The sequence below is a fragment of the Candidatus Hydrogenedentota bacterium genome, from assembly GCA_035416745.1.
Classification (GTDB): Bacteria; Hydrogenedentota; Hydrogenedentia; order Hydrogenedentales; family SLHB01; genus UBA2224.
On the sequence record DAOLNV010000069.1, the window covers coordinates 1 to 20,665 of the forward strand.

The following is a 20,665-nucleotide window of genomic DNA, read 5'->3' on the forward strand; positions in this document are numbered from 1 at the left end:
AAGAGGACATTTCTAACGAGATAAGACTGAGGACATTTCTAATGTGGTTTGACACCGGCCCGCGCAACATCCACCTGGAATCGCTCGCCGAAGCCGCTCACTCGCTCAGGGCTTCATAAACGGCCTCGGCAATGGCCAGATGCCCCGTGAGATTCGGGTGCACCGGCTCAGGGCAGAATACGTCGGATTCACGGTATTTCAACAGTTTCTGGAACATGTCCTGCGCCTTGATGAGCCGGGTACCGTATTTGCGGCTCAGTTGCTGCACCACATGCACGTAGCGGGGCAGGAGTTCGAGCACCTGTCTTCGGAAAGAGCTGCTGTCGTTCTCCATGCTGATGTAGAAAGGCGTTATCAGCAGCAGTTGACACCTCGGCAGGTGCTTGACGGTGCGGCCCAGAATGGTATCGTACGCCGCCTGGTAATCGGCAGGCGGAATCGGCCCGTCGCCGGCGAGCGTCCGGTGAAGGTCGTTGATGCCGATCTTGACCGAGAGCCAGTCCGGTTTGTGCCGGAGCACATCGTCGCTCCACCGGTCGCGCAGCCCGGTGACGGTGTCGCCGCTGATGCCTTTGTTGATGATAGTCAACGCCTTGGCCGGTTCCCGCACGGCCATCATGTCGGCAAACAGCTTCACATACCCGTTTCCCAAGGGACTGAATTCCGCCCTGCGCCCACAGTCCGTGATGCTGTCGCCAATAAACACAACGGTATCGCCGTTTCTGAGCTTTGTTTTCACGCCGTGTCTCCCCTTAGTCCTTCGTCATCACGAGAAGCGCCCATTAGACTCCAAAGATGCGGGACGGCGCAAGATATGAACCCCCGCCTCATGAGATGGCCGCGCGCCATCGAAGTCTCCGCGCGGCAGCTCTCTTTCCCGGCCGCACAGCCGTGGAATCCCATTGGTTGCGGCCAACGGCCGCGGCAGGGCCTTTGGGCCGTTTCCACCATTTACCCGAAGCCGTGGCGCCTGCTGAAAACGCCGGTTGCGAAAAAACTCGGGACGGACCGGGTCTGCGGCGCAAACCGTTGGGTCCGTCCCGAGTGTCTGCTATGCGTCTTCAGAGCCGAGCCGTAGAACTACTTCTTGAGTATCGGCCGCACGTTGGGGGCGGCGATCCGTTCCATAATGGGCAGGCCGCCGATAAGCGGCCGGGCGTAGCGGATGAAAGCGTCGGTCACGCCGTTGCCCTGTTCGTTGATGAACTCGTCGGGCATGCAGGTGGATTCGCGTGCCACGTCCGTCAACTTTGCAAGACCGTATTCGACCGCGTAATCGCCAATGCGGCGGATGACCACCGAGCCGTCCAGGTTGTGCCAGATCGCGTACTGGGCGGCCTTTTCGCCGGCTTCGCGGGCCTCAAACTGGTCCACTTCGCTCACGCATCCCAGGAAACTGCGCTGCAGATAGCCGAGCGTATCGGCGCGGACGCGCTTGATGTTGGTCTCGCTCTTTACCCACGAGGCAAGGAGATCGCCCAGGGCCCCCGTGCCCGAAAGCTGGATGTTGCCGTGCGAGTCTTTCTCGCCGCCCGTGAATTGCGACGCGATGGCCACGCCTTTCGCGTCGACAAGACCTTCAGACGCCGCGATGATGCAGCGGCCGTACTTTTTGTATGCTTCCTGCACATCCTGCACGAACTGCTTCTTGTCGAAGGGCCGCTCGGGCATGTAGATCAGGTGCGGGCCGTCGTCCGGGTACTTCTTGCCGAGGATCGACGCGGCGGTCAGGAAGCCGGCGTGGCGTCCCATGACAATGCCGATATACACGCCGGGGATGGCGCGGTTATCGAGGTTCGCGCCGGCAAACGCCTGGGCCACGAATTTCGCGGCGGAACCGTAGCCCGGGCAGTGGTCCGTCACTTTGAGGTCGTTATCGATGGTTTTCGGGATGTGAATGACCCTCAGCTCGTACCCGGCCTTGTCGGATTCCTCGTTTACGATGCGGCAGGTGTCGGCGCTGTCGTTGCCGCCGATATAGAAGAAATAGCGCACTTCGTGGGCCTGGCATACCGTGAAAATCTTGCGGCAGTATTCGATATCGGGTTTGTCGCGGGTCGAGCACAGCCCCGACGACGGCGTTTGCGCGACGGCCTCGAGATTGTGCGTCGTCGCTTCGGTCAGATCGAGGAAATCTTCTTCGATGATGCCGCGCACGCCGTGAATCGCCCCATAGACCCGTGTGACTTGGTGGAACTTGCGCGACTCGAGCACCGCGCCAACCAGACTCTGGTTGATAACGGCCGTCGGCCCGCCGCCTTGCGCTACCAATACCTTGCCTTCCAGCACTTTCGCCATGACACTTCTCCTCTGAAATCAACGATGGTTGACTGATTTGCAACACGCGTGGCAAGTCAGAAGATACGGCCCGCGGACGTCCCGCTGCCGCCCGTGGCGTCTCGAATTATACCGGAACACGGCCGGGCGTATCCATTTTCGCGATTTCGGTTTGGCTGGATGCGGCGGGGGTGTTAAGATGCAGCCGGCTCCCGGGGAGGCGCCCGGGCGCAGAACCATGTTTGGTCACTGGAAGGGAGCTTCTATGAGTGCGATACCGAAACCCGCGCCCGTAAAAGGCGACATGAAATGGTTTGTCGAGTCCCGGTTCGGAATGTTCATTCATTGGGGCCTGTACGCGCTGCCCGCCCGCCACGAGTGGATAAAACAATACGAAGAAATCCCCGATGAGGTCTACGACCGTTACTTCAAATTCTTCGAGCCGGACCTGTTCGACCCCAAATCCTGGGCAAGGATGGCGCGTGAAGCCGGGATGAAGTATTTCGTGATTACCACGAAGCATCATGAGGGGTTTTGCCTGTTTGATTCGAAGTTTACCGACTACAAAGCCACCAATACCCCGTGCGGAAAAGACTTGATCAAGGAAGTCGTGGACGCGTTTCGGGCCGAGGGGCTGCGCGCCGGGTTCTATTATTCGCTCATTGACTGGCATCATCCGGATTTCCCCATCGACGCGCTGCACTCGATGCGCAACCATCCGGGCGCCAAGAAGCTGAACCGGTCGCGCGATATGGCGAAATACCGCGAGTACCTGCTGAACCAGGTGCGCGAACTCCTCACCAACTACGGCAGAATCGACATCATGTGGTTCGATTTCTCCTATCCCCGCGCCAAGCTGGGAGATCTAGGCGGCAAGGGCCGGGACGACTGGGGCAGCGAGATGATCTTGAAGCTCGTGCGCGAGTTGCAGCCGCACGTTATCGTCGACAACCGTCTCGACCTTCCCGCCGCAAAAGCCGACATTCATACGCCCGAGCAGTTTCAGCCCCGCGAGTGGGTGACCGTCAACGGCAAACCGGTGCATTGGGAAACCTGCCAGACCTTCAGCGGGTCGTGGGGCTACCACCGTGACGAGAGCACCTGGAAAAGCCCCGAGCAGCTCATCCAGATGCTGGTCAACAGCGTCAGTTGCGGCGGCAACCTGCTCATGAACGTCGGCCCTACCGCACGGGGCACGTTTGACCCGCGCGCGCAAGACGCCCTGGCCGTGTATCGCGATTGGATGGCCCTTCACGGCCGTTCGATATACGGGTGCACTCAGAGTGAATTTACCGCGCCGGACCACTGCCGCCTTACCCAAAACGGCAAACGGCTTTACGTGCACCTCTTCGCGTGGCCGTTCCGCCATCTCCATTTTGACGGCATGGCGGACAAGGTCGAGTACGCGCAGCTCCTTAACGACGCCTCGGAAATCCACTTCAAAAAGGATACAAACAGTGCCCGCAAGACGCTGATCCTGGAACTGCCAGTCAAGAAGCCCGCAGTGGTGGCGCCTGTGCTCGAACTGTTCCTGAAGTGATTCGTGAACCTCATGGACGAACAACGATGACATCAGCCGGCGAAATGATCGTATTGGACGCCATCCCCTTCGAAGCAGATGAGCGTGGCGTGTTGGCGGCCCTGAACCTCGAGCGGGACGCGCCCTTCGCCGGTGAGGCGTTGGCCCTGGCGCGGCAAGCAGCGCCTGTGGCGCGGCCAAAAGGCATCTACAAGCTCTCGGCCGTCGAAGCAATCGACGAGCACACGGTTGCCTTGGACGGCGTGCGGTTCTCGAGCCGGGTGTTGCGGGTCAACCTCGACGGGCGCGCGAGGGCGTTTCCGTTCGTCGCCACCTGTGGCCTTGAACTCGAAACGTGGTCGCAATGCCATAAGGACCCCATGCACGTGTTCTGGGCGGACAAGATCAAGGAATTGGCGTTGCGGCGCGCCATCGAGACCCTGGGCCAGCATCTGGCCGCCCGTTTCCGCCCCGGCCAGCGGGCCACCATGAACCCGGGGTCTTTGGAAGATTGGCCGGTCTCGGAACAGCCCCGCCTCTTCTCTTTGTTCAGCGGCGCAGTGGAGGGGATTGGGGTGCGCTTGACCGAGAGTTTTCTCATGATGCCCATCAAGTCCGTGTCGGGCGTGTGGTTCGAAACCGAGTCGGGGTTCGTCAACTGCCAGTTATGTCCGCGCGAAGACTGTCCTAACCGCCGGGCGCCGTATGATCCTCACGGGCTCGAGCGCGATTTCGGATGACCGGAGAGGCCGGGCTCCGCAGCAGCCGATAAAACGTGTAGCTCCCAGTCGAGCCATCGCAGCAATGGCGCCGGTTCCACGAGCGGGCTGTGCGTCCTGCGGTGGGTGAAAAGAAACGCCGGGCCGAGGACATCTCCGCGACCCGGCGGTCGTTTGGTCAGGCTGGCGGCTCAGGCAGTGGATTCCGCCGCGCCCTTTCTTCCCTTCCGGCGGCGCGAACTGGGGCCGCTCTGTGCCCCAGCAGGCGCCGAGCCAGACACCAGGCTCTTGCTCCAGTATTTCTGGATATAGTAGGTGATCGGGCTTGCAATGAAGATCGACGAATAGGTCCCGACAATGATGCCGACGGTCAGCGCCAACGCGAAATCAAAGATCGCGTCGCCGCCGAAGATGAGCAACACCACCGTAACGAACAAGGTGGTCAGCGAGGTGAGCAGTGTGCGGCTCAACGTCTGGTTGATGCTCAGGTTCATGATCTCGGCGTAGGTCATGCCGCGTCCGCGATACAGTCTCAACGCTTCGCGAATGCGGTCAAACACCACGATCGTGTCGTTCAGCGAATAGCCGATGATGGTCAGGATCGCCGCCACGACCGGCAGGTTGATCTGGCGGTGCAACAGCGCAAACACCCCGAGCGTAATCAACACGTCGTGCGCCAGCGCGACCACCGCGCCGATCGAGAACTTCAACTCAAACCGGAACCACAGGTACAGCACAATGAAGAACATCGAATACAGAACCGCCAACAGGGCGTCGCGCCGCAGTTGGGCGCTCACCGCGGGTCCTACGGTGTCGACGCGCTGCACCATTTGGCTCGGGTCGGTGCTCAGATCCGCAAGGGCATCCGCGATGCGTTGCGACACGGTAACGACTTCGCCATTCCCGGCCGCGCTTTCCGGCGGCGTCTGGCCCTCCACGGGCGCCCCGGCCTCCGGCGTGCCCGCCGCCTGCTCGGACTGGGTCACTTCGCTGACGCGAATCAGGAACTGCGTGCCGGGTATATCGATATCTTCATTCTCGTACAGCTGCACGACCGGACTCTCGAACCCCGCGTCTGAAAGCCGCTCGCGGACGTCCTCATCGGCGATAGAATCATTTGCATCGAGGGAGACGATCATGTTGGTGCCGGTCATGAAGTCTACACCGAAGTTCTCGTTGCCTCGAAGCGCAAATAAGATGACGCCAATCACAATTGCGATGCAGCTGGCGGCAATGGCGACGTTCCGGCGTTCCATGAAGCGGATCTTGGAGTCGGGATCGATCACGCTGAGCATATTGAGCTTGGTGATGATCTTGCGGCTCGTAAGGAAGTCCATGATGGCGCGGCTCACGATCAGGGCCGTGAACACGCTCGTGCAGACGCCGATACTGAGGGTCACGGCGAAACCTACGACGGGCCCCGTGCCGAACTGCAGCAGCACCGCGGCGGCAATCAGCGTCGTGATGTTGGCGTCCAGGATAGTCACCGCGGCGCGGTCAAAGCCGCTGTCCACCGCAGCAAGCAACGACCGGCCGTTGCGCAGCTCCTCGCGGATGCGCTCATAAATGAGCACGTTCGAGTCCACGGCCATACCAACGGTCAGGATCAAGCCCGCGATGCCGGGGAGCGTCAAAGTGGATTTGAAATAGGCCAGCGCGGCGAGCAGCAATATGGCATTCATCACAAGGGCGATGTCGGCCACGATCCCCGCCCACCTGTAGTAAATCAGCATGAACACCACCACAACCACGACGCCCAGGATCGACGAGGTCACGCCGCGCCGGATAAGGTCGCGGCCCAGACTCGCGCCCACTTGGGCGCTCGATTCCTCGACGAGCGGCGCGGGCATGGAACCCGAGCGCAGCGCGATGGCGAGGTCCACCGCCTCTTCCCGGCTGAAGCCGCCGGTGATCTGGCCTCTTGTCGTGATGCGGTCCTGAATGGTTGGCGCTGATTCGACTTGGTCGTCGATGACGATAGCAAGGGGTTTGCCGCGGTTTGCCTCGGTTACTTGGCCCATACGGCTGCCGCTGTCGGTGTTGAACTGGAACAGGATCATGTAGTTGCCCTGCGGGCTGCTGTCATCGACGCGCGCATAGGCCTGCTGCAGGCCCGACCCCGTCAGATCAGGGTCTTTGTTCATCAGGTATATCTTGTACACCTGATGAGTTTCCCAGGCTTTCGGCTCGCCGCTGAAGCCGATGTCTCTGCCTTCGGGAATCAGCCCTGGCACCTTGCGGGCTTCCTCGACCAGGGCGCGGATTTTCTCGATGTTTTCCTTGGGGATCCAGAGATAGGGGCCCTCGACGGGTTTCTGCATCAGCCCCAGGAAATCCTTGTTGCTGTTCTTCTCGAAATACTTGTCGATCGCGAGGAACACCTGTTCCTGTTCGTCGGGCATGGCCACGAGATGGAACGTCAGGTACGCCGATTTGAAGATGAGGTCGCGCGCGCGGTCCAGGTCTTTCTCGCCCGGAAGCTGCACCTGGATCTTGTCATCACCCAGACGGGTGATGATGGGCTCGGTGGACTGGAATTCGAACACGCGGCGCTCGATGGTGCGCAGAGTCTGTTCCTGGAAATGCTTGACGATGTCCGCCTGCGTCCAATTCTCCGGGAAACTGGCCATTATCTGGGGGTCGGCCTTGGTTATGTCGAAACCGATAATCATGTTGATGCCGCCCTGGATGTCCAGGCCGAGGTTGATCACCCAATCCTTGTTGAACTGCGACCAGCGGCGGATACCGGCCCAGGTGTCGCGGAAGAATTCAGGTTTCCGGGTCTCGAGGTCTTCCTGTTTCCATGTGGCGAGGCGCTGCTCGCGCGCCTCGGGGCTGAGGGTCATCCACCCGATCGTGGGATAGATGTATATGGCGCCCCAAATCAAGGATGCGATAATGATGATGGCTCGCAAGGTCGGATTCTTCATTGGAACATCTCCATGGGCCGCGCTCCACGCGGCGAATCAGCGCAACATGCGCAATTACTCGTCACCATTGCCGGAATCTTTGGGCATTACCCGTGAAATGGAACTCCGCTGGAACTCCATCTTCACGGGCGGGTCGTCACTGACGCGCAGCACGACCGATTTTTCGGTGATTCCGACGATGGTCCCATGGATGCCTCCGGCAGTCACAACCGCATCGCCTTTGGAAAGACTCGAGAGCATGGACTGGCGCTCTCTTTCCCGTTTGGTATTGGGGCGAATCATCAGGAAATAGAAAATCGCAACCATGGCGACAATCATGAGAATCTGCGGACTTCCAAAAAGTCCGAGGGGGCTTTGAGGCGCTTCCGTGCCATTTTGCGCCGCTCCCTGAGCCGCCTCACCAAGGTAGAACAATCTCCACACGACGTACGATCCTCCGTTTTGGAAACAGAAAAGCCCCCTCAGGCCTGGTAATCCTGGAGGAAGGAGGCCTTGAACTCGCCAAAGCGTCCGGCGCGGATTGCCTCGCGCATCGCAGCGGATAAGTGTAGCATAAAGAAAAGGTTGTGTAAAGTATTCAGCCGAAGCGACAATATCTCACGCGCCATGTACAGGTGCCGCAGATAGGCCCTGCTGTAAGACGCGCACACCGGGCACCGGCACGCAGGGTCCAACGGCCCGAAATCGCGCTGGTATTTCTGGTTTCTGATGTTGAGTTTACCCTGCGACGTGAACAGGCAGCCGTTGCGCGCATTGCGCGTGGGCATGACGCAGTCAAACATGTCCACCCCGCGCTCGACCGCGTCGAGGATGTCCTCCGGCGGCCCAACCCCCATGAGGTAACGGGGCTTTTCCTCAGGAAGCAGCGGGGCGGTCCATTCCACGGCGCGCACCATGGTTTCCTTGCCTTCGCCCACGCTGACCCCCCCGATGGCGTAGCCCGGAAAATCGAGGGCCAGGGTGCGTTCGACGCTCTCGCGGCGCAGATGCTCGAACGTGCTGCCCTGGATTATGCCGAACAGCGCTTGATTCGCCGCCTCGCGCTCGACCCAGCGCTGTCTGCATCGCGCCGCCCACTCGGCGGTCATGCGCATGGACTCCGCCGCCACGTCCTCGCCGACGGGGTACCCCGTGCATTCATCCAGGCACATCATGATGTCGGCGCCGATGGCGATCTGCACGTCCACGGCGCTCTCGGGAGTCAGCGTGTGGCGGGAACCGTCAATGTGACTCTGAAACGTTACCCCCTCGGGCAAGACTGTGCTCAATTCCGCGAGACTGAACAGTTGAAACCCGCCGGAGTCGGTCAAAATGGCCCGGTCCCAGCCCATGAACCGGTGCAATCCGCCCGCGTCTTCGAGGAGCTCGGTCCCCGGGCGCAAATAGAGGTGGTAAGCGTTGGCGAGAATGATCTGCGCTCCGAGAGCGCGCAGTTCCTCCTGGGTAACGGCTTTTACGGACGCCTGCGTGCCCACGGGCATGAACACGGGCGTCTCGACGGGGCCGTGAGGGGTGTGAAGGCGGCCCGCCCGCGCCCCACAGCCCGGGTCCCTGGCCTCGACTTCGAATGTAACCGCGCAATCCATCGCTCTGCCCGTATTCTGGCCGTGGTTTTCCACCCTATTCCCTGGGTTTAACGAAATCCTTCTCGAGAATGCGGACCTTGACGGGCGGGGCCGGCTTGCCGCCTTCGAGGAAGGTGTAGCGGGTCATCACCCATAACTCGCCCGGGGTGCGTTCGAGAACGTACGGGTACGCCAACTGGCCGTTCGGCACGCGCATCAGCACGACGGGCGCTGTCCAGCTCTGGCCGTCATCTTCGGAGAAAGCGATGGACAGCTCTTCGCGGTGGCCGGGCGCCGGCACTTCATGAGCCTGGCCGCTCCAGAACGAGGTCGTCTTTTCGGCGCCCTCGAGTTTCGAACGGTTCCAGACAAAGACCAGGCGGCCGCTCTTGAGCCGTTCGACCCAGCCCGGCGCACTGCTGGCATCGATGCCGCTCGGCTTGATGGTCCGCCAATACTTGCCGCCGTCCTCCGAGTAGGCGTACCAGAACTGGCCCAATCCCGTGCGGATGAACATGAGGAGCCGTCCATCGCTCAGCGGGGCGACGCACGGCTCGACCGCGCCGTCGTGGTGGCCGTGCCCGCCGAGGTCGATGACGTTGCCGTGCTGCCAGGATTTGCCTTCGTCGTCCGAGAAGAACGACATGACCACCCAGCGGCACAGGTCCGGATCGAGATGTTCGACCGTGGCCACCAACCGGCCCGACTCGAGCTGGATGAAGCCCATGAAATCGGCGTTGTAGCCCGGCAACAGCTGCTGTTTATCGGTCCAGGTCTTTCCGCCGTCGGTGCTGCGGATGGCCCAAAGTTCCAGGCGGCACTCGGGATTCGGTGCGGCCTTCTCGTCGTTCCAACTGAAAACGTAGTTGGTGAAATCAAGATACGCCACGACGACGGTCCCGTTGCGGGTCTGCAGAAACTGGCCGGGGTGGCCGCCGTAGTTGATGTCGAGCCCCGGAGTAATCTCGCCGCTGACGTCCTCCCACGTCGAACCGCCGTCGGTACTCTTGCGCAACACGTTTCTGTCGATGACCAGCAGCGTGCCGTCGTCGAGCTGCTCGAACGGGCCGTTGTAGGGAAGCTCGAGCGTCTGGCACAGCGGATTCAGCCACAGCGCCGGTTCCTGGGCGGCAGCCGCCCCCGCAACGCCTGTCACCGTTGCCAACACACACAGCATGACCTCTCGCATAACAAATACCTCCGGTAAACGCTTATGCCTTCGCCGAAACCGAGACCCTGTGGTACAGGAATCCGGGACGGGCCCGTCTGGCTCCGAACGCCGCTCGCCCCGGGTCAATCCCCGCAACCTCTGCCGGGGTTTCCCGGCGGACGGGAACCGGCCTCGGTTCTGCCCAAATGCCACAGTTTCGCGTATTTCATGAAAACCGAGAAGGCGCCGAGCATGCTGAGCACGGCGCCGTGGTATCCGTCAAGAAATCCCCTCCGAATGACGTACATCTTGAGGAAGCGCGATGCGGGGCGGAGCGTCAGATCGAACAGCGACGCGCGTTTGCCCTTCTCGAAAAGGTCCTCGGCGCCCCACGTGGTGAATCGCTGAAACGTCTCGAAATACTCGTCGAAATCACGGTAGGTGTCGTGATACATCACCTCGTCGAGCCGGCCCATGGTTCCGTCGACCACGACCTTCGAATGGACGCGGCGGTCGAGGTAGCGGCCCTTCTTCGTGCGAAACAGCCGCACATTGTAGTCGCGCTCCCATCCGCAACGCCGCATCAAGCGGCCCATGAAATAAGACATCCGCTTCACGTCGTACCCGTCGCAACTGCCGGGGTCCTTGATGACTTCCTGGATGCGCGCCGCCAGTTCGGGCGAGACCCATTCGTCGGCGTCCAGGACGAGGGTCCACTCGGTTTCGATCTGCGGGATAGCCCAATTGCGCTGAGCGGCCGCGTTCACGTATTCGTGAGCACAGACGTGCTCGGTATATTCCCGCGCGACCGCGTCAGACCCGTCGGTGGTCTTCGGGTCGATCACACAGAAGATGTCGTTTGCCCACTGGACGCTCTCGAGACAGCGCGCCAGGCGGTCTCCCGCGTTTGGCACCAGAGTAAGGACAGTCAGGTCATGCACGTGCTCGTTCCTCGGCCAAGGTTTCTGCGAATGCCCATTGTAGTGCAGCCGAAACGCCTCAATCCACCGGGGGCGCCTTCCCTCTGCGGGGCTTGCGCCGGCCTGACAGGACGGGTGCCGGCGGGGGTGCGTCCGCGAAGCCTTCATGGCGGTGCAGGGAACCATGGCGGACGCCGCCGGTTCCGTGTTCGATAACCGCTTTGGCCGCCACCGGATCTTTGGGTCCCTTGGACCGTTTGTGACCCTTGGGCATGGGCAACCCTGGTACGGCGCGGCGCAGTGCACGTCACGGCCGCGTCTCTCAGAACAACTCGGGGATTCTCATCATGTCGGTTTCTTCGGTTCGCTGTTCTTTGGGGGGCGTTTCGCGCGGGACAATGAATTCGCCGGTGATCATCTCTCCGTAGCCCAGCCCGGGGCCGACCATCGGGAACACTTTGGCGTACGGATCGATCATGACCTCGAGGAGCGCCGGGCCGTTGTGGGTCACGAACTTTTTCAGCACCTTCTTCATGTCGGTGCGTTTGGTGAGGCGCTGGGCAAAGGTGAAACCGTCCGCCTCGGCGGCTTTAACGAAATCTTTCCGGTGAAGGGACTTGTCGGTGCCCGAGTAACGCTCGCCGAAGTACATGGACTGCCATTGCCGCACCATGCCGTCGCCGAGATTGTTCAGAAGCAGTATTTTGACCGGCACATTGTAGGTGGTGAGCGTCTCGAGCTCGCCCAGGTTCATCCGGATACTGCCGTCGCCGTCGATATCGATAACGGTTCGGCCGGGAGACGCCACCTGCGCGCCGATAGATGCGGGCAGCCCAAATCCCATGGTGCCCATGCTGCCCGAGGTGATGAAGGAACGGGGATGGTGCAGCCGGCAATACTGGGCGGACCACATCTGATGCTGGCCCACTCCCGTGCACACGATGGCTTCGCCCTGGGTGATCTCGTTGAGAAACTCGATCACCTCGTACGGCTGAATCAGCTTGCTTTCGCGGTCATAGTTGAGGTGGTGCTTCTTCTTCAGCACATTAACGTAGTTCACCCATCTCGAGAAATCCTTCTTGAAGCGCCTGCCGTGGGCGAGCAGGTCCTGAAGGGCCTGTTTGGCGCAGCCGACGTGCGCCCAATCGACCGCCTTCACCTTTCCAATCTCGGCAGCGTCGATGTCGATGTGCGCCATGTGCTTGGCTCTGGGCGCAAATGCGTCCACCTTGCCCGCTACGCGGTCGTCGAACCGCGCGCCGACGGCCAGCAGAAAGTCGCAGTCCTCGACGGCGTAGTTGGCGTACGCCGTGCCGTGCATTCCGAGCATGTGAAGAGAGAGTTCGTCGGCCGTATCCATGCTGCCGATCCCCATCAAGGTGGTGACGACGGGGATGTTGAAGCGTTTTGCGAACTTTCGAAGTTCCATGGCGGCGTTGGCGGTTATGACGCCTCCCCCGGCGTAGATCAGGGGCCGGGCACTGCCTTCGAGCATCTTGAAAAACTTGGCGGCATGCTCCTTTGAAATGCGCGAAGCACTCAGTGCGGCCATCCGCTGCTCGTACCCGCGGAAGGTCAGGTATCCGGCGCCTTTGAAGGGCTGGACGGCGTTCTGCACGTCTTTCGGCACATCGACGACAACGGGTCCGGGCCTCCCGCTGCGGGCGAGCTTGAACGCCGTGCGCATGGTCTCTTCAAGTTTGCCGGGGTCTTTGCACAAGAACACGTGTTTCGAACACGCGCTCATGATATTGAATACCGGCGCTTCCTGGAACGCATCGCTTCCAATGGCCGCGCAGGGCACCTGCCCGCTGATCATGACTACGGGAATGGAATCCGCCATGCAGTCGCGAATGGGGGTCACGGTATTTGTCGCGCCGGGACCCGACGTAACCATGAGCACGCCCACCTTGCCGCTGGCCCGGGCATACCCCGCCGCCATGAACCCCGCCCCCTGTTCGTTTGCCGGCACGATAAGCCGGATCTGTTCTTTTGCGTTCCGCATCTGGTTGTAGCGGAAGATGGCGTCGTACGTTGGCAAAATGGCGCCGCCGCTATAGCCGAATATGGTGTCGACCCCTTCGTCCGCGCACACCTGAATGATGGTCTCGGCGCCGCTCATCTCGGCGCCGGCGAGTTTGTGTGTGCGGTTTCTTGCGGTGCTCATATGGTGCTCCCTGAATCGCGCCAGGAACTCTGTCCTCGCGCACGGTTCTGAATCATTCAGGAGACCGGCGTCCCCTGTCATTAGTTACGTTACGCTGTTTTCCGATACGCCGCGGAACGGCGCGTGCCGTCCGCCCGGCCCCGGGCCGGACCTGTGTCAAGATAGCGTGCCCATATGCGAAAAGAGCGCCGTACCGCGGCACAACGCTCTCTCGGATTACGATTGGGCAACCATCCCGAACAAAGGTCAGGATTCCTTGGTGTTTTCCTCTTCAACAGCGGAAGGTTCCGCGCCGGAGTCGGTCTCGGCCGGGGCTTCCGCCGAAGGCTCTGGCTGCGAGGCCTGCGGGGCGCCCGCGCTATCCTCTTTCAGCAGTTCATTGGCCGCCTCGCTGGGGTCCAGCGCGCCACGCAACAGCGATTTGGGCACGGCGTCGCCCAGAACCTCGCCTATACTCACCGATGCGGTGCCGCTGGCGGCGTACTCGGACGTGATGCCCTGCTCGATGTCGCGCTTGTATTCACGGATGCTCAGGCCGATCTTGCGCTCGACCGGATCGATGCTGATGACTTTCGCCAGCACGGTATCCCCTACATTGAGGACCTCCTCCGGCTTTTGAACGCGCTCATCGGACAACTCGCTCACGTGAATCAGACCCTCGACCCCGTTGTCGAGCTTCGCGAACGCGCCGAAACTCACCAGCTTGGCGATCTCGACTTCCACGTGGGCGCCGATAGGCGTCCGTTCGACGACAGACTGCCACGGATCCGATTCAAGCTGTTTCAGGCCGACACTGATCTTCTCGTTGTTGGGGTCGATGCTGAGAATCTTCACCCGGATCTGCTGACCGCGCTCGAGCATCTCGGACGGGTGGTTCACCTTCTTCGTCCAGGAAATATCGCTCACGTGCAGCAGCGCGTCGATCCCCTCCTCGATTTCGACAAACGCGCCATAATCGGTGAGGTTGCGGACGGTCCCCGTAACCGTCGAATTGACCGGGTACCGCTCCTCAATTTCGCGCCACGGGTTCGGCAGCGTCTGCTTGAGACCCAACGCGATCTTCTCCGCTTCGGGATCCACGTTGAGCACCATTACGTCGACTTGCTGATCGAGACTCATCACCTCGTTGGGATGCCGCACGCGGCGGGTCCAGCTCATTTCGCTGACGTGGACCATGCCCTCGATCCCATCCTCGAGCTGGACGAACGCGCCGTAGTCGGTCATGCTGACCACTCTCCCGCGCACGACGCCGCCGATGGGATAGCGGTCGGTCGCGGTCTTCCACGGATTCTCGGTCTTCTGCTTCAGACCCAGGCTTATGCGCTCCGAATCGGGGTCGAAGTTCAACACCATCACCTGAATCTTGTCGCCGACGGAGACCACCTGCGACGGGTGTTTCACCCGGCCCCAGGACATGTCGGTCACGTGCAACAGGCCGTCGATGCCGCCAACGTCAACAAACGCCCCGAAATCGGTGATGTTCTTGACTTCGCCCGGGATGATCTGTCCGACCTCGATGGTCGACAACAGTCTGGCCTTCTCGCCCGCGCGCTGCTCTTCGAGGAGCTTGCGGCGGCTGACCACCACGTTGCGGCGCCGTTTCGTCAGCTTGATGATCTTGACTTCCATCGTAGCGCCAATGAAGCGGTCGAGGTCGCTCGTGGGCCGCCAGGTCAACTGGCTGGCCGGCATGAACGCGTCCACGCCGATGTCCACCTTGAGGCCACCTTTCACCCGGCGAACGATTCGGCCTTCGATGACCCCGTCGCGCTCATAGACTTCCTGGATATGCGCCCAGTTCTTTATTTTGTCGGCCTTGGTCTTCGACAGGACCGGCATCCCGTCGTCGTCTTCGGGTTGCTCGATATACACGTCAAATTCTTCGCCGATGATGATGCTCGACGGGTCAGGGAATTCATAGATGGGGATCGCCCCCTCGCTCTTGTACCCGATGTCGACCAGCACGAAATCGTCTGTCGTCTCTACAATCCGGCCGCGTACGACCTCCCCCTCTTTGAAGCTGGCGATCGACTTGTCATAGAAAGCCTCCATCTGCTCTATCGAGAAGGTTTCCATGCCCTCGTCGGGGTTTTCGACGGCCTGGGCCGCGTCCATCGCCGTTTGCTGCACCTCTTGTGCATCCGTGGGTTGTTTCCGTTCTTCTGCCATTGTTTCTACAACGTCCTTTCGTCGTGAATTTGCCCATCGCAGATGGGCAGATCCACAAGTTTAGCAAGAAACGGGAAGAGCGGTCAAATCGAACACGCGCCGTCCTTTAGCGCATACCGGGCCCAAGAATGGGCCACCCACCCGGCCCCGCCGGGTTTCAGCGGTTTGCGCAAACACGGTTCGGCCGCGGGGCCTCGAAGCAAATGCCCCCCGCGAGCAGGACGCGGAGGGCATGGTTTCCTATCGGATATGTCGCGTGCTGTTCCTGTTACTTGACTGGGGGATAGTATCTCGGCCACGTGGGCAGCTTCTCGCGGACAATGCGGAACCCTACGGTCGGACTCTTCGCTTCGGGCGCCGCATGGCCCCGGGCTGCGAGGCGGCATTCGTCGGCTTTGGATTTGACGCATCCGCCGCGCACCACCCGCGATACGCCTTGCTCGGGTCCTGTGGGAGCGGTCGAACAGCTCTGCTGGTAGTAATCTTCGGCATAGACGTCGTAGCACCATTCGCTGAGGTTGCCGTGCACGTCATACAGGCCCCAGCGGTTGGGCGCTTTCTGCCCCGGATACTGGACCGCTTTTTCCGGCGCATTGACGGCGTACCAGTCATACACGTCGAGCAGCAACGGGTCGTTGCCGAAGTGGTACGCCGTGCTGGCGCCAGCGCGGGCTGCGTATTCCCACTGCGCCTCGGTAGGCAGGCAATAGGCCGCGCCGCTGTCCGCCGACAGCTTCGCGCAGAAGGCCATGGCATCCAACCAGCTGACGTTTGTCACGGGCATCTCATCGTTTTTCTCGGGCGAGGGATGGTCATCCATGACAAGGGCATATTCCTGTTGGCTGATCTCGCGGCGGCTGATCCAGAAACCGTTTTCGAAGGTAACCGTGTGAACAGGCCCTTCATTGGGCTGGCTGCCGGCCTCCTCCGTCGCAGCGCCCATCTGGAAATTCCCTGGCGGTACCCATACAAAGTCGATTCCATTGAAGTCATGGGTTTTTACCTTGACGTCCGCAGCCGAGGTCTTCGGGTGGAAAGTTGAACAGCCTGTTGCGATTGCGAGCACAAGGGCAATCGCGAGAACGACGGAAAGCTTTCTGGCGAGGCGCATAAGAATCTCCCTCCTGAACATGCTGCTACTGCAGCGCTCCAGTTCTGTTCACTGGACTCCCCATGCAGACGAATGGCTGCCATGCCTCTGGACCGCCCGGCATCTCCCCGCCGCGCGGTCTCACATGACAAGAGTTTACCATGTTTTTGTTTGGTATTCCATTGGTATTCCGTCTGAACTCACAAAAAAGGCGGGCTTGCTACGTTTTCGCAGTTCAACCTTGACCCGTTTTCAGCCAGTAAGGTACGATGGGCGAGTCTGGGGCTGTCAAGGGCTTAATTGGTGCGATCCCAGCAGGTTGCGTGCCGGCGGTGCACATAGCTGCGGCCACCTGCCTGAGGCGGCATCCCCGGCGGGGACGTTGCCGGATTCCAGACGATGTAGTGCGGGCGGCTGTGTCCGCATAGGCGCGTATTGGTGGAAGGAGACGAGTCTTATGGACGACATCAAGCGTGTAGCCGTGCTGGGGTCGGGGGTGATGGGAGGTGCGATCGCCGCGCACTTGGCGAATTGTGGTGTTCCGTCTGTGATGCTCGACATCGTTCCGCCCAGCCTGACCGCTGAGGAGAGAAAAGACCCGGCAAAACGCAACAGTTTTGCGGCGGCCAGCAAGGCCGCGTTATTGAAGACGAAACCGGCTCCGGTGTATCTCCCTGAGTACGCGGACCTTATCGAAATCGGCAATTTCGAGGACGATTTTCCGAGGATTGCCGAGGCGGATTGGGTAATCGAGGTGGTCAAGGAAGACCTGGCAATCAAGAAGAAGGTGCTCGGGGAGGCGTCGAAGCACCGGCGGCCCGGTTCGATCATCAGCACCAATACGAGCGGCATCCTCGTGCGCTCCATGACGGAAGTCATGGACGGCGACATGCGGAAACACTTTCTGGGCACCCACTTCTTCAACCCGCCGCGATACCTGAAACTGCTCGAGATCATCCCGGGGCCAGACACCTTGCCCGAGGTGGTCGAGACCCTGAAACGTTTCGCGGAGAACGTCCTCGGCAAGGGTATCGTGATGGCCAGGGATACCCCTAATTTCGTTGCCAACCGCATATTGACGTACGCATGCCAATTCATCATGCGCGAGTTTCCGAAACACGGGCTCACGGTCGAAGATGTCGACAACCTGACCGGCCCCATCATCGGGCACGCCTCGTCCGCCACGTTCCGGACCTGCGACCTTGTCGGGCTGGATACCTACGTCCACGTGATCGGAAACGTGTACAACGGCTGCCCTGACGACGAGCAGCGCGAACTGTTCCGGCCGGAGCCCTGGCTGGAGAAACTCATCGACAGTAACCGGCTCGGCGAGAAGACCGGAGCGGGGTTCTTCAAGAAGACCGACGAACGCGACGAGAAGGGCAAGCGCATCATCCTCTCGCTTGACGTGGCCACCCTCGAGTATAAGCCCCAGAGCAAGACGAAGTTCGACTGCATCGGAGCGGCGCGCGGCACGGAGGACCCCGAGGAAAAGGTGCGCATCATGCACACCGGCGGGGACGAGGGTTCGAAGTTCGTGTGGAGACTGTTCGCTAACATGGCGATCTACGCCGCCAACCGCATCCCCGAGGTTGCGAACGATATCGTCAGCATCGACAACGCAGTGAAGTGGGGGTTCGCGTGGAGCATCGGAATCTTCGAGACCTGGGACGCACTCGGCGTCAAGTATGTATGCGACCGTATGGCGGCTGAGGGTCTGCCCCTGCCGGGCATCGCCAAAGCCCTCCTCCAAGCCGGAGGCGAATCGTTCTACAAGTACGAAAATGGAAAGAGAATGTTCTTCGACCTCGCGTCGAATGGCTACAAGGAGGTCGCGCGCAATCCCGCGGCCTTTTTTCTGAAAGACCTTAAGGCGGGCAACAAGACGGTCAGGAAGACCGAAAGCTGCAGTTTGATCGATGTGGGCGACGGGATTCTCTGCGCTGAGTTCCACAACAAAATGAATACCATCGACGGCGACCTGCTCGAGATGCTGAACGCGGGGGTAAGCCTGGTCAACGAAGGCGTTTTCGAGGGGATGATCGTGGCCAACCAGGGCGAGCACTTCTCGGCCGGCGCGAATCTGTTCATGGTGCTCGGATATGCGATGCAGAACGATTGGGCTTCCCTGAGCAACATTATCTCCGTCTTTCAGAATACCAACATGGCCATGCGCTTCTGCCGGGGCCCCGTGGTGGCGGCGCCGCATCATTACACGTTCGGGGGCGGCATCGAGATGAGCCAGCACGCGGCCCGGGCGGTAGTGGCGGCGGAGACGTACGGCGGCCTCGTCGAAGCGGGCGTGGGCATCATCCCGGCCGGCGGCGGCACCAAGGAAATGCTGCGCCGCGCCCTTGCGTACGTGCCCGAAACGGTGGTCCAAGGCGACCCGTTCCCCTACGTGCGCCGCGCCTTCGAAACCATCGGCATGGCGAAGGTCAGCACGAGCGGCCCCGAACTGATCAAGCTGGGGTACCTGACCGAGAACGAGTTTGTATGCATCAACGACCACCATCAGGTCAAACGGGCCAAGGATGTCTGCCGAAGCCTCGTTATCGCCGGGTATATCCCGCCGAAACCCGCGAAACTGGCCGTGTTGGGCGAATCGGTCCGGGCCGCATTCCGCTCAGTGGTGTATCAGATGCAATTGTCGGGCTGGGCGACCGAACATGATGCGCTCATCACCGAGCACCTGGCCAGAACGCTAACGGGCGGCGACCGCTTGCCCGGACAGGAGATGACCGAGCAGGACGTGCTCGACCTCGAACGCGAATCCATGCTTTCGCTGTGCGGCACGGAAAAAACCCGGGCGCGAATGCAATACATGCTGCAGACAGGCAAACCCTTGCGGAACTAGCCGCATCGAGAGCGGATGTCAATGATGCTCGTGAACAGCACGCCCGTTCAGCCCAGGCCGGCGCCCCGGGCGGTAGGAGGATAAGGCAATGCAGAATGTGTACGTCGTTTCGGCCGTGCGCACGGCCATCGGCAAAGCAAAAAAGGGCACACTGGCGAATTACCGGCCGGACGAGATGGCGGCCGCGGTCGTCAAGGAAGTCGTTGACCGGGCGGGCGTGCCCGCCGGCCGCGTTCAGGACATTGTCCTGGGATGCGCCTTTCCGGAAGGATGCCAGGGAATGAACGTTGCCCGCGTGGCCCAGGCGCGCGCGGGCATTCCCGACAGTGTGCCCGCGATTACCATCAACCGGTTCTGCTCGTCGGGTCTCGAGGCCCAAGCCATCGTGGGGGCGAAGCTCGAGGCGGGCCTGCTCGATGCGGCCGTGGCGGGGGGCGTCGAGTCCATGAGCGCTATCCCGATGGGCGGATTGAAATACGAACCCAACCCTGAGCTGACGCGGGTGCGGCCCGAAGTCTATATCGGCATGGGCCTTTGCGGCGACAATGTGGCCCGCGAGTTCAAGATCGGCCGGCAACAGTTGGACGAGTGGGCCTTGCGCAGCCATCAGTGTGCAGTCAATGCTATTGATAAGGGTCTGTTCGTCGACGAGATCGTGCCTCTGGACGTGCCCGCGCCAAACGGGTCCGTATGGTTCGACACCGACGAGGGGCCCCGGCGGGATACCTCGATGGAGGCCCTTTCGAAGCTGAAACCCGCGTTTGCCACGCCCGAGCGCGGCTTCTGCACGGCGGGCAACTCGAGTCAGACAAGCGACGGCGCGGCGGCCGTGTGTCTCATGAACAAGAGAACGCTGGATGAATTCGGGCTGACGCCCCTTGCGCGCCTTCGCGGCTACGCGGTTGCCGCGGGCGACCCGCGATTCCTGGGACCCGCCCAGCTCGAAGCCATCCCGAAAGCCTGCGAGCAGGCGGGCATCAAGCCCGGCGACCTCGGCCTCATCGAAAACAACGAGGCCTTTGCCTCACAGTGCCTTTATGTCGTGCGCGAAATGAAGTTCGACCCCGAGAAGGTCAATGTCAACGGCGGCGCCATCGCTTTGGGACACCCCCTCGGGTGCACCGGCGCGAAGCTCACGGTCCAACTCCTGCACGAGATGAAGCGGCGGGGCGTGAAGTACGGGCTGGTGACCATGTGCATCGGCGGGGGCATGGGCGCTGCCGGCGTGTTCGAACTCTGCCAATAAGGGGTCCGAGCCACTACCCTGACTACTATCAGAAGCTCAGGCACGGGGAGGCGATC

14 protein-coding genes are annotated in these 20,665 nt (G+C 61.1%); 4 read left to right on the plus strand and 10 right to left on the minus strand.

What is annotated here, in order from left to right:
• Positions 1 to 97: 97 nt before the first annotated feature.
• Together PLJ71_17225 and PLJ71_17230 are read right to left on the minus strand one after the other, a co-directional pair.
• The gene (locus PLJ71_17225; protein ID HQM50434.1) at positions 98 to 739 is read right to left on the minus strand and encodes an SGNH/GDSL hydrolase family protein; all 642 of its coding nucleotides are present in this window, start codon (positions 737 to 739) and stop codon (positions 98 to 100) included.
• Between the two features lie 341 nt (positions 740 to 1,080).
• The gene (locus PLJ71_17230; GenBank protein ID HQM50435.1) at positions 1,081 to 2,298 is read right to left on the minus strand and encodes a 6-phosphofructokinase; all 1,218 of its coding nucleotides are present in this window, start codon (positions 2,296 to 2,298) and stop codon (positions 1,081 to 1,083) included.
• A gap of 244 nt (positions 2,299 to 2,542) precedes the next feature.
• On the opposite strand from PLJ71_17230, the gene PLJ71_17235 reads away from it, so the two are divergent.
• On the plus strand, positions 2,543 to 3,817 hold the full coding sequence (locus PLJ71_17235) for an alpha-L-fucosidase (protein HQM50436.1): 1,275 nt from the start codon (positions 2,543 to 2,545) through the stop codon (positions 3,815 to 3,817).
• A gap of 26 nt (positions 3,818 to 3,843) precedes the next feature.
• Positions 3,844 to 4,536 carry a vitamin B12 dependent-methionine synthase activation domain-containing protein gene (locus PLJ71_17240; GenBank protein ID HQM50437.1) on the plus strand — a complete coding sequence of 231 codons (693 nt, stop codon included), beginning with the start codon at positions 3,844 to 3,846 and terminating at the stop codon, positions 4,534 to 4,536.
• Between the two features lie 170 nt (positions 4,537 to 4,706).
• On the opposite strand, the gene secD is transcribed toward PLJ71_17240, so the two are convergent.
• The 8 genes from secD to PLJ71_17280 all read right to left on the minus strand — a co-directional run bounded on the left by secD (position 4,707) and on the right by PLJ71_17280 (position 16,527).
• Positions 4,707 to 7,445, minus strand: coding sequence for a protein translocase subunit SecD (gene secD, locus PLJ71_17245; protein ID HQM50438.1), 2,739 nt, complete (start codon positions 7,443 to 7,445; stop codon positions 4,707 to 4,709).
• Positions 7,446 to 7,499: 54 nt separating this feature from the next.
• Positions 7,500 to 7,763 (minus strand): preprotein translocase subunit YajC, encoded by a 264-nt coding sequence (gene yajC / locus PLJ71_17250; GenBank protein HQM50439.1) that lies wholly within the window; start codon positions 7,761 to 7,763, stop codon positions 7,500 to 7,502.
• Positions 7,764 to 7,906: 143 nt separating this feature from the next.
• Positions 7,907 to 9,031, minus strand: coding sequence for a tRNA guanosine(34) transglycosylase Tgt (gene tgt, locus PLJ71_17255; GenBank protein ID HQM50440.1), 1,125 nt, complete (start codon positions 9,029 to 9,031; stop codon positions 7,907 to 7,909).
• 34 nt (positions 9,032 to 9,065) lie between these two features.
• Positions 9,066 to 10,199 (minus strand): sialidase family protein, encoded by a 1,134-nt coding sequence (locus PLJ71_17260; protein ID HQM50441.1) that lies wholly within the window; start codon positions 10,197 to 10,199, stop codon positions 9,066 to 9,068.
• Positions 10,200 to 10,303: 104 nt separating this feature from the next.
• Entirely contained in the window at positions 10,304 to 11,101 is a 798-nt protein-coding gene (locus PLJ71_17265) for a glycosyltransferase family 2 protein (protein ID HQM50442.1), read from the minus strand.
• A 301-nt stretch (positions 11,102 to 11,402) separates the two neighbouring features.
• Positions 11,403 to 13,247, minus strand: a complete 1,845-nt coding sequence (gene ilvB, locus PLJ71_17270) for a biosynthetic-type acetolactate synthase large subunit (protein ID HQM50443.1) — start codon at positions 13,245 to 13,247, stop codon at positions 11,403 to 11,405.
• A 246-nt stretch (positions 13,248 to 13,493) separates the two neighbouring features.
• Positions 13,494 to 15,416: a 30S ribosomal protein S1 gene (locus PLJ71_17275; protein ID HQM50444.1), complete on the minus strand. Its 1,923-nt coding sequence runs from the start codon at positions 15,414 to 15,416 to the stop codon at positions 13,494 to 13,496.
• Positions 15,417 to 15,684: 268 nt separating this feature from the next.
• Complete coding sequence (locus PLJ71_17280; GenBank protein ID HQM50445.1) at positions 15,685 to 16,527, minus strand: SUMF1/EgtB/PvdO family nonheme iron enzyme; 843 nt, start codon at positions 16,525 to 16,527, stop codon at positions 15,685 to 15,687.
• Positions 16,528 to 16,963: 436 nt separating this feature from the next.
• Between PLJ71_17280 and PLJ71_17285 the strand changes: the two genes are divergently transcribed.
• Together PLJ71_17285 and PLJ71_17290 are read left to right on the plus strand one after the other, a co-directional pair.
• A complete protein-coding gene (locus PLJ71_17285; protein ID HQM50446.1) occupies positions 16,964 to 19,363 on the plus strand; it encodes a 3-hydroxyacyl-CoA dehydrogenase/enoyl-CoA hydratase family protein in 2,400 nt (799 codons plus the stop codon).
• A gap of 88 nt (positions 19,364 to 19,451) precedes the next feature.
• Complete coding sequence (locus PLJ71_17290) at positions 19,452 to 20,609, plus strand: thiolase family protein (GenBank protein HQM50447.1); 1,158 nt, start codon at positions 19,452 to 19,454, stop codon at positions 20,607 to 20,609.
• The last annotated feature ends 56 nt before the right edge of the window (positions 20,610 to 20,665 follow it).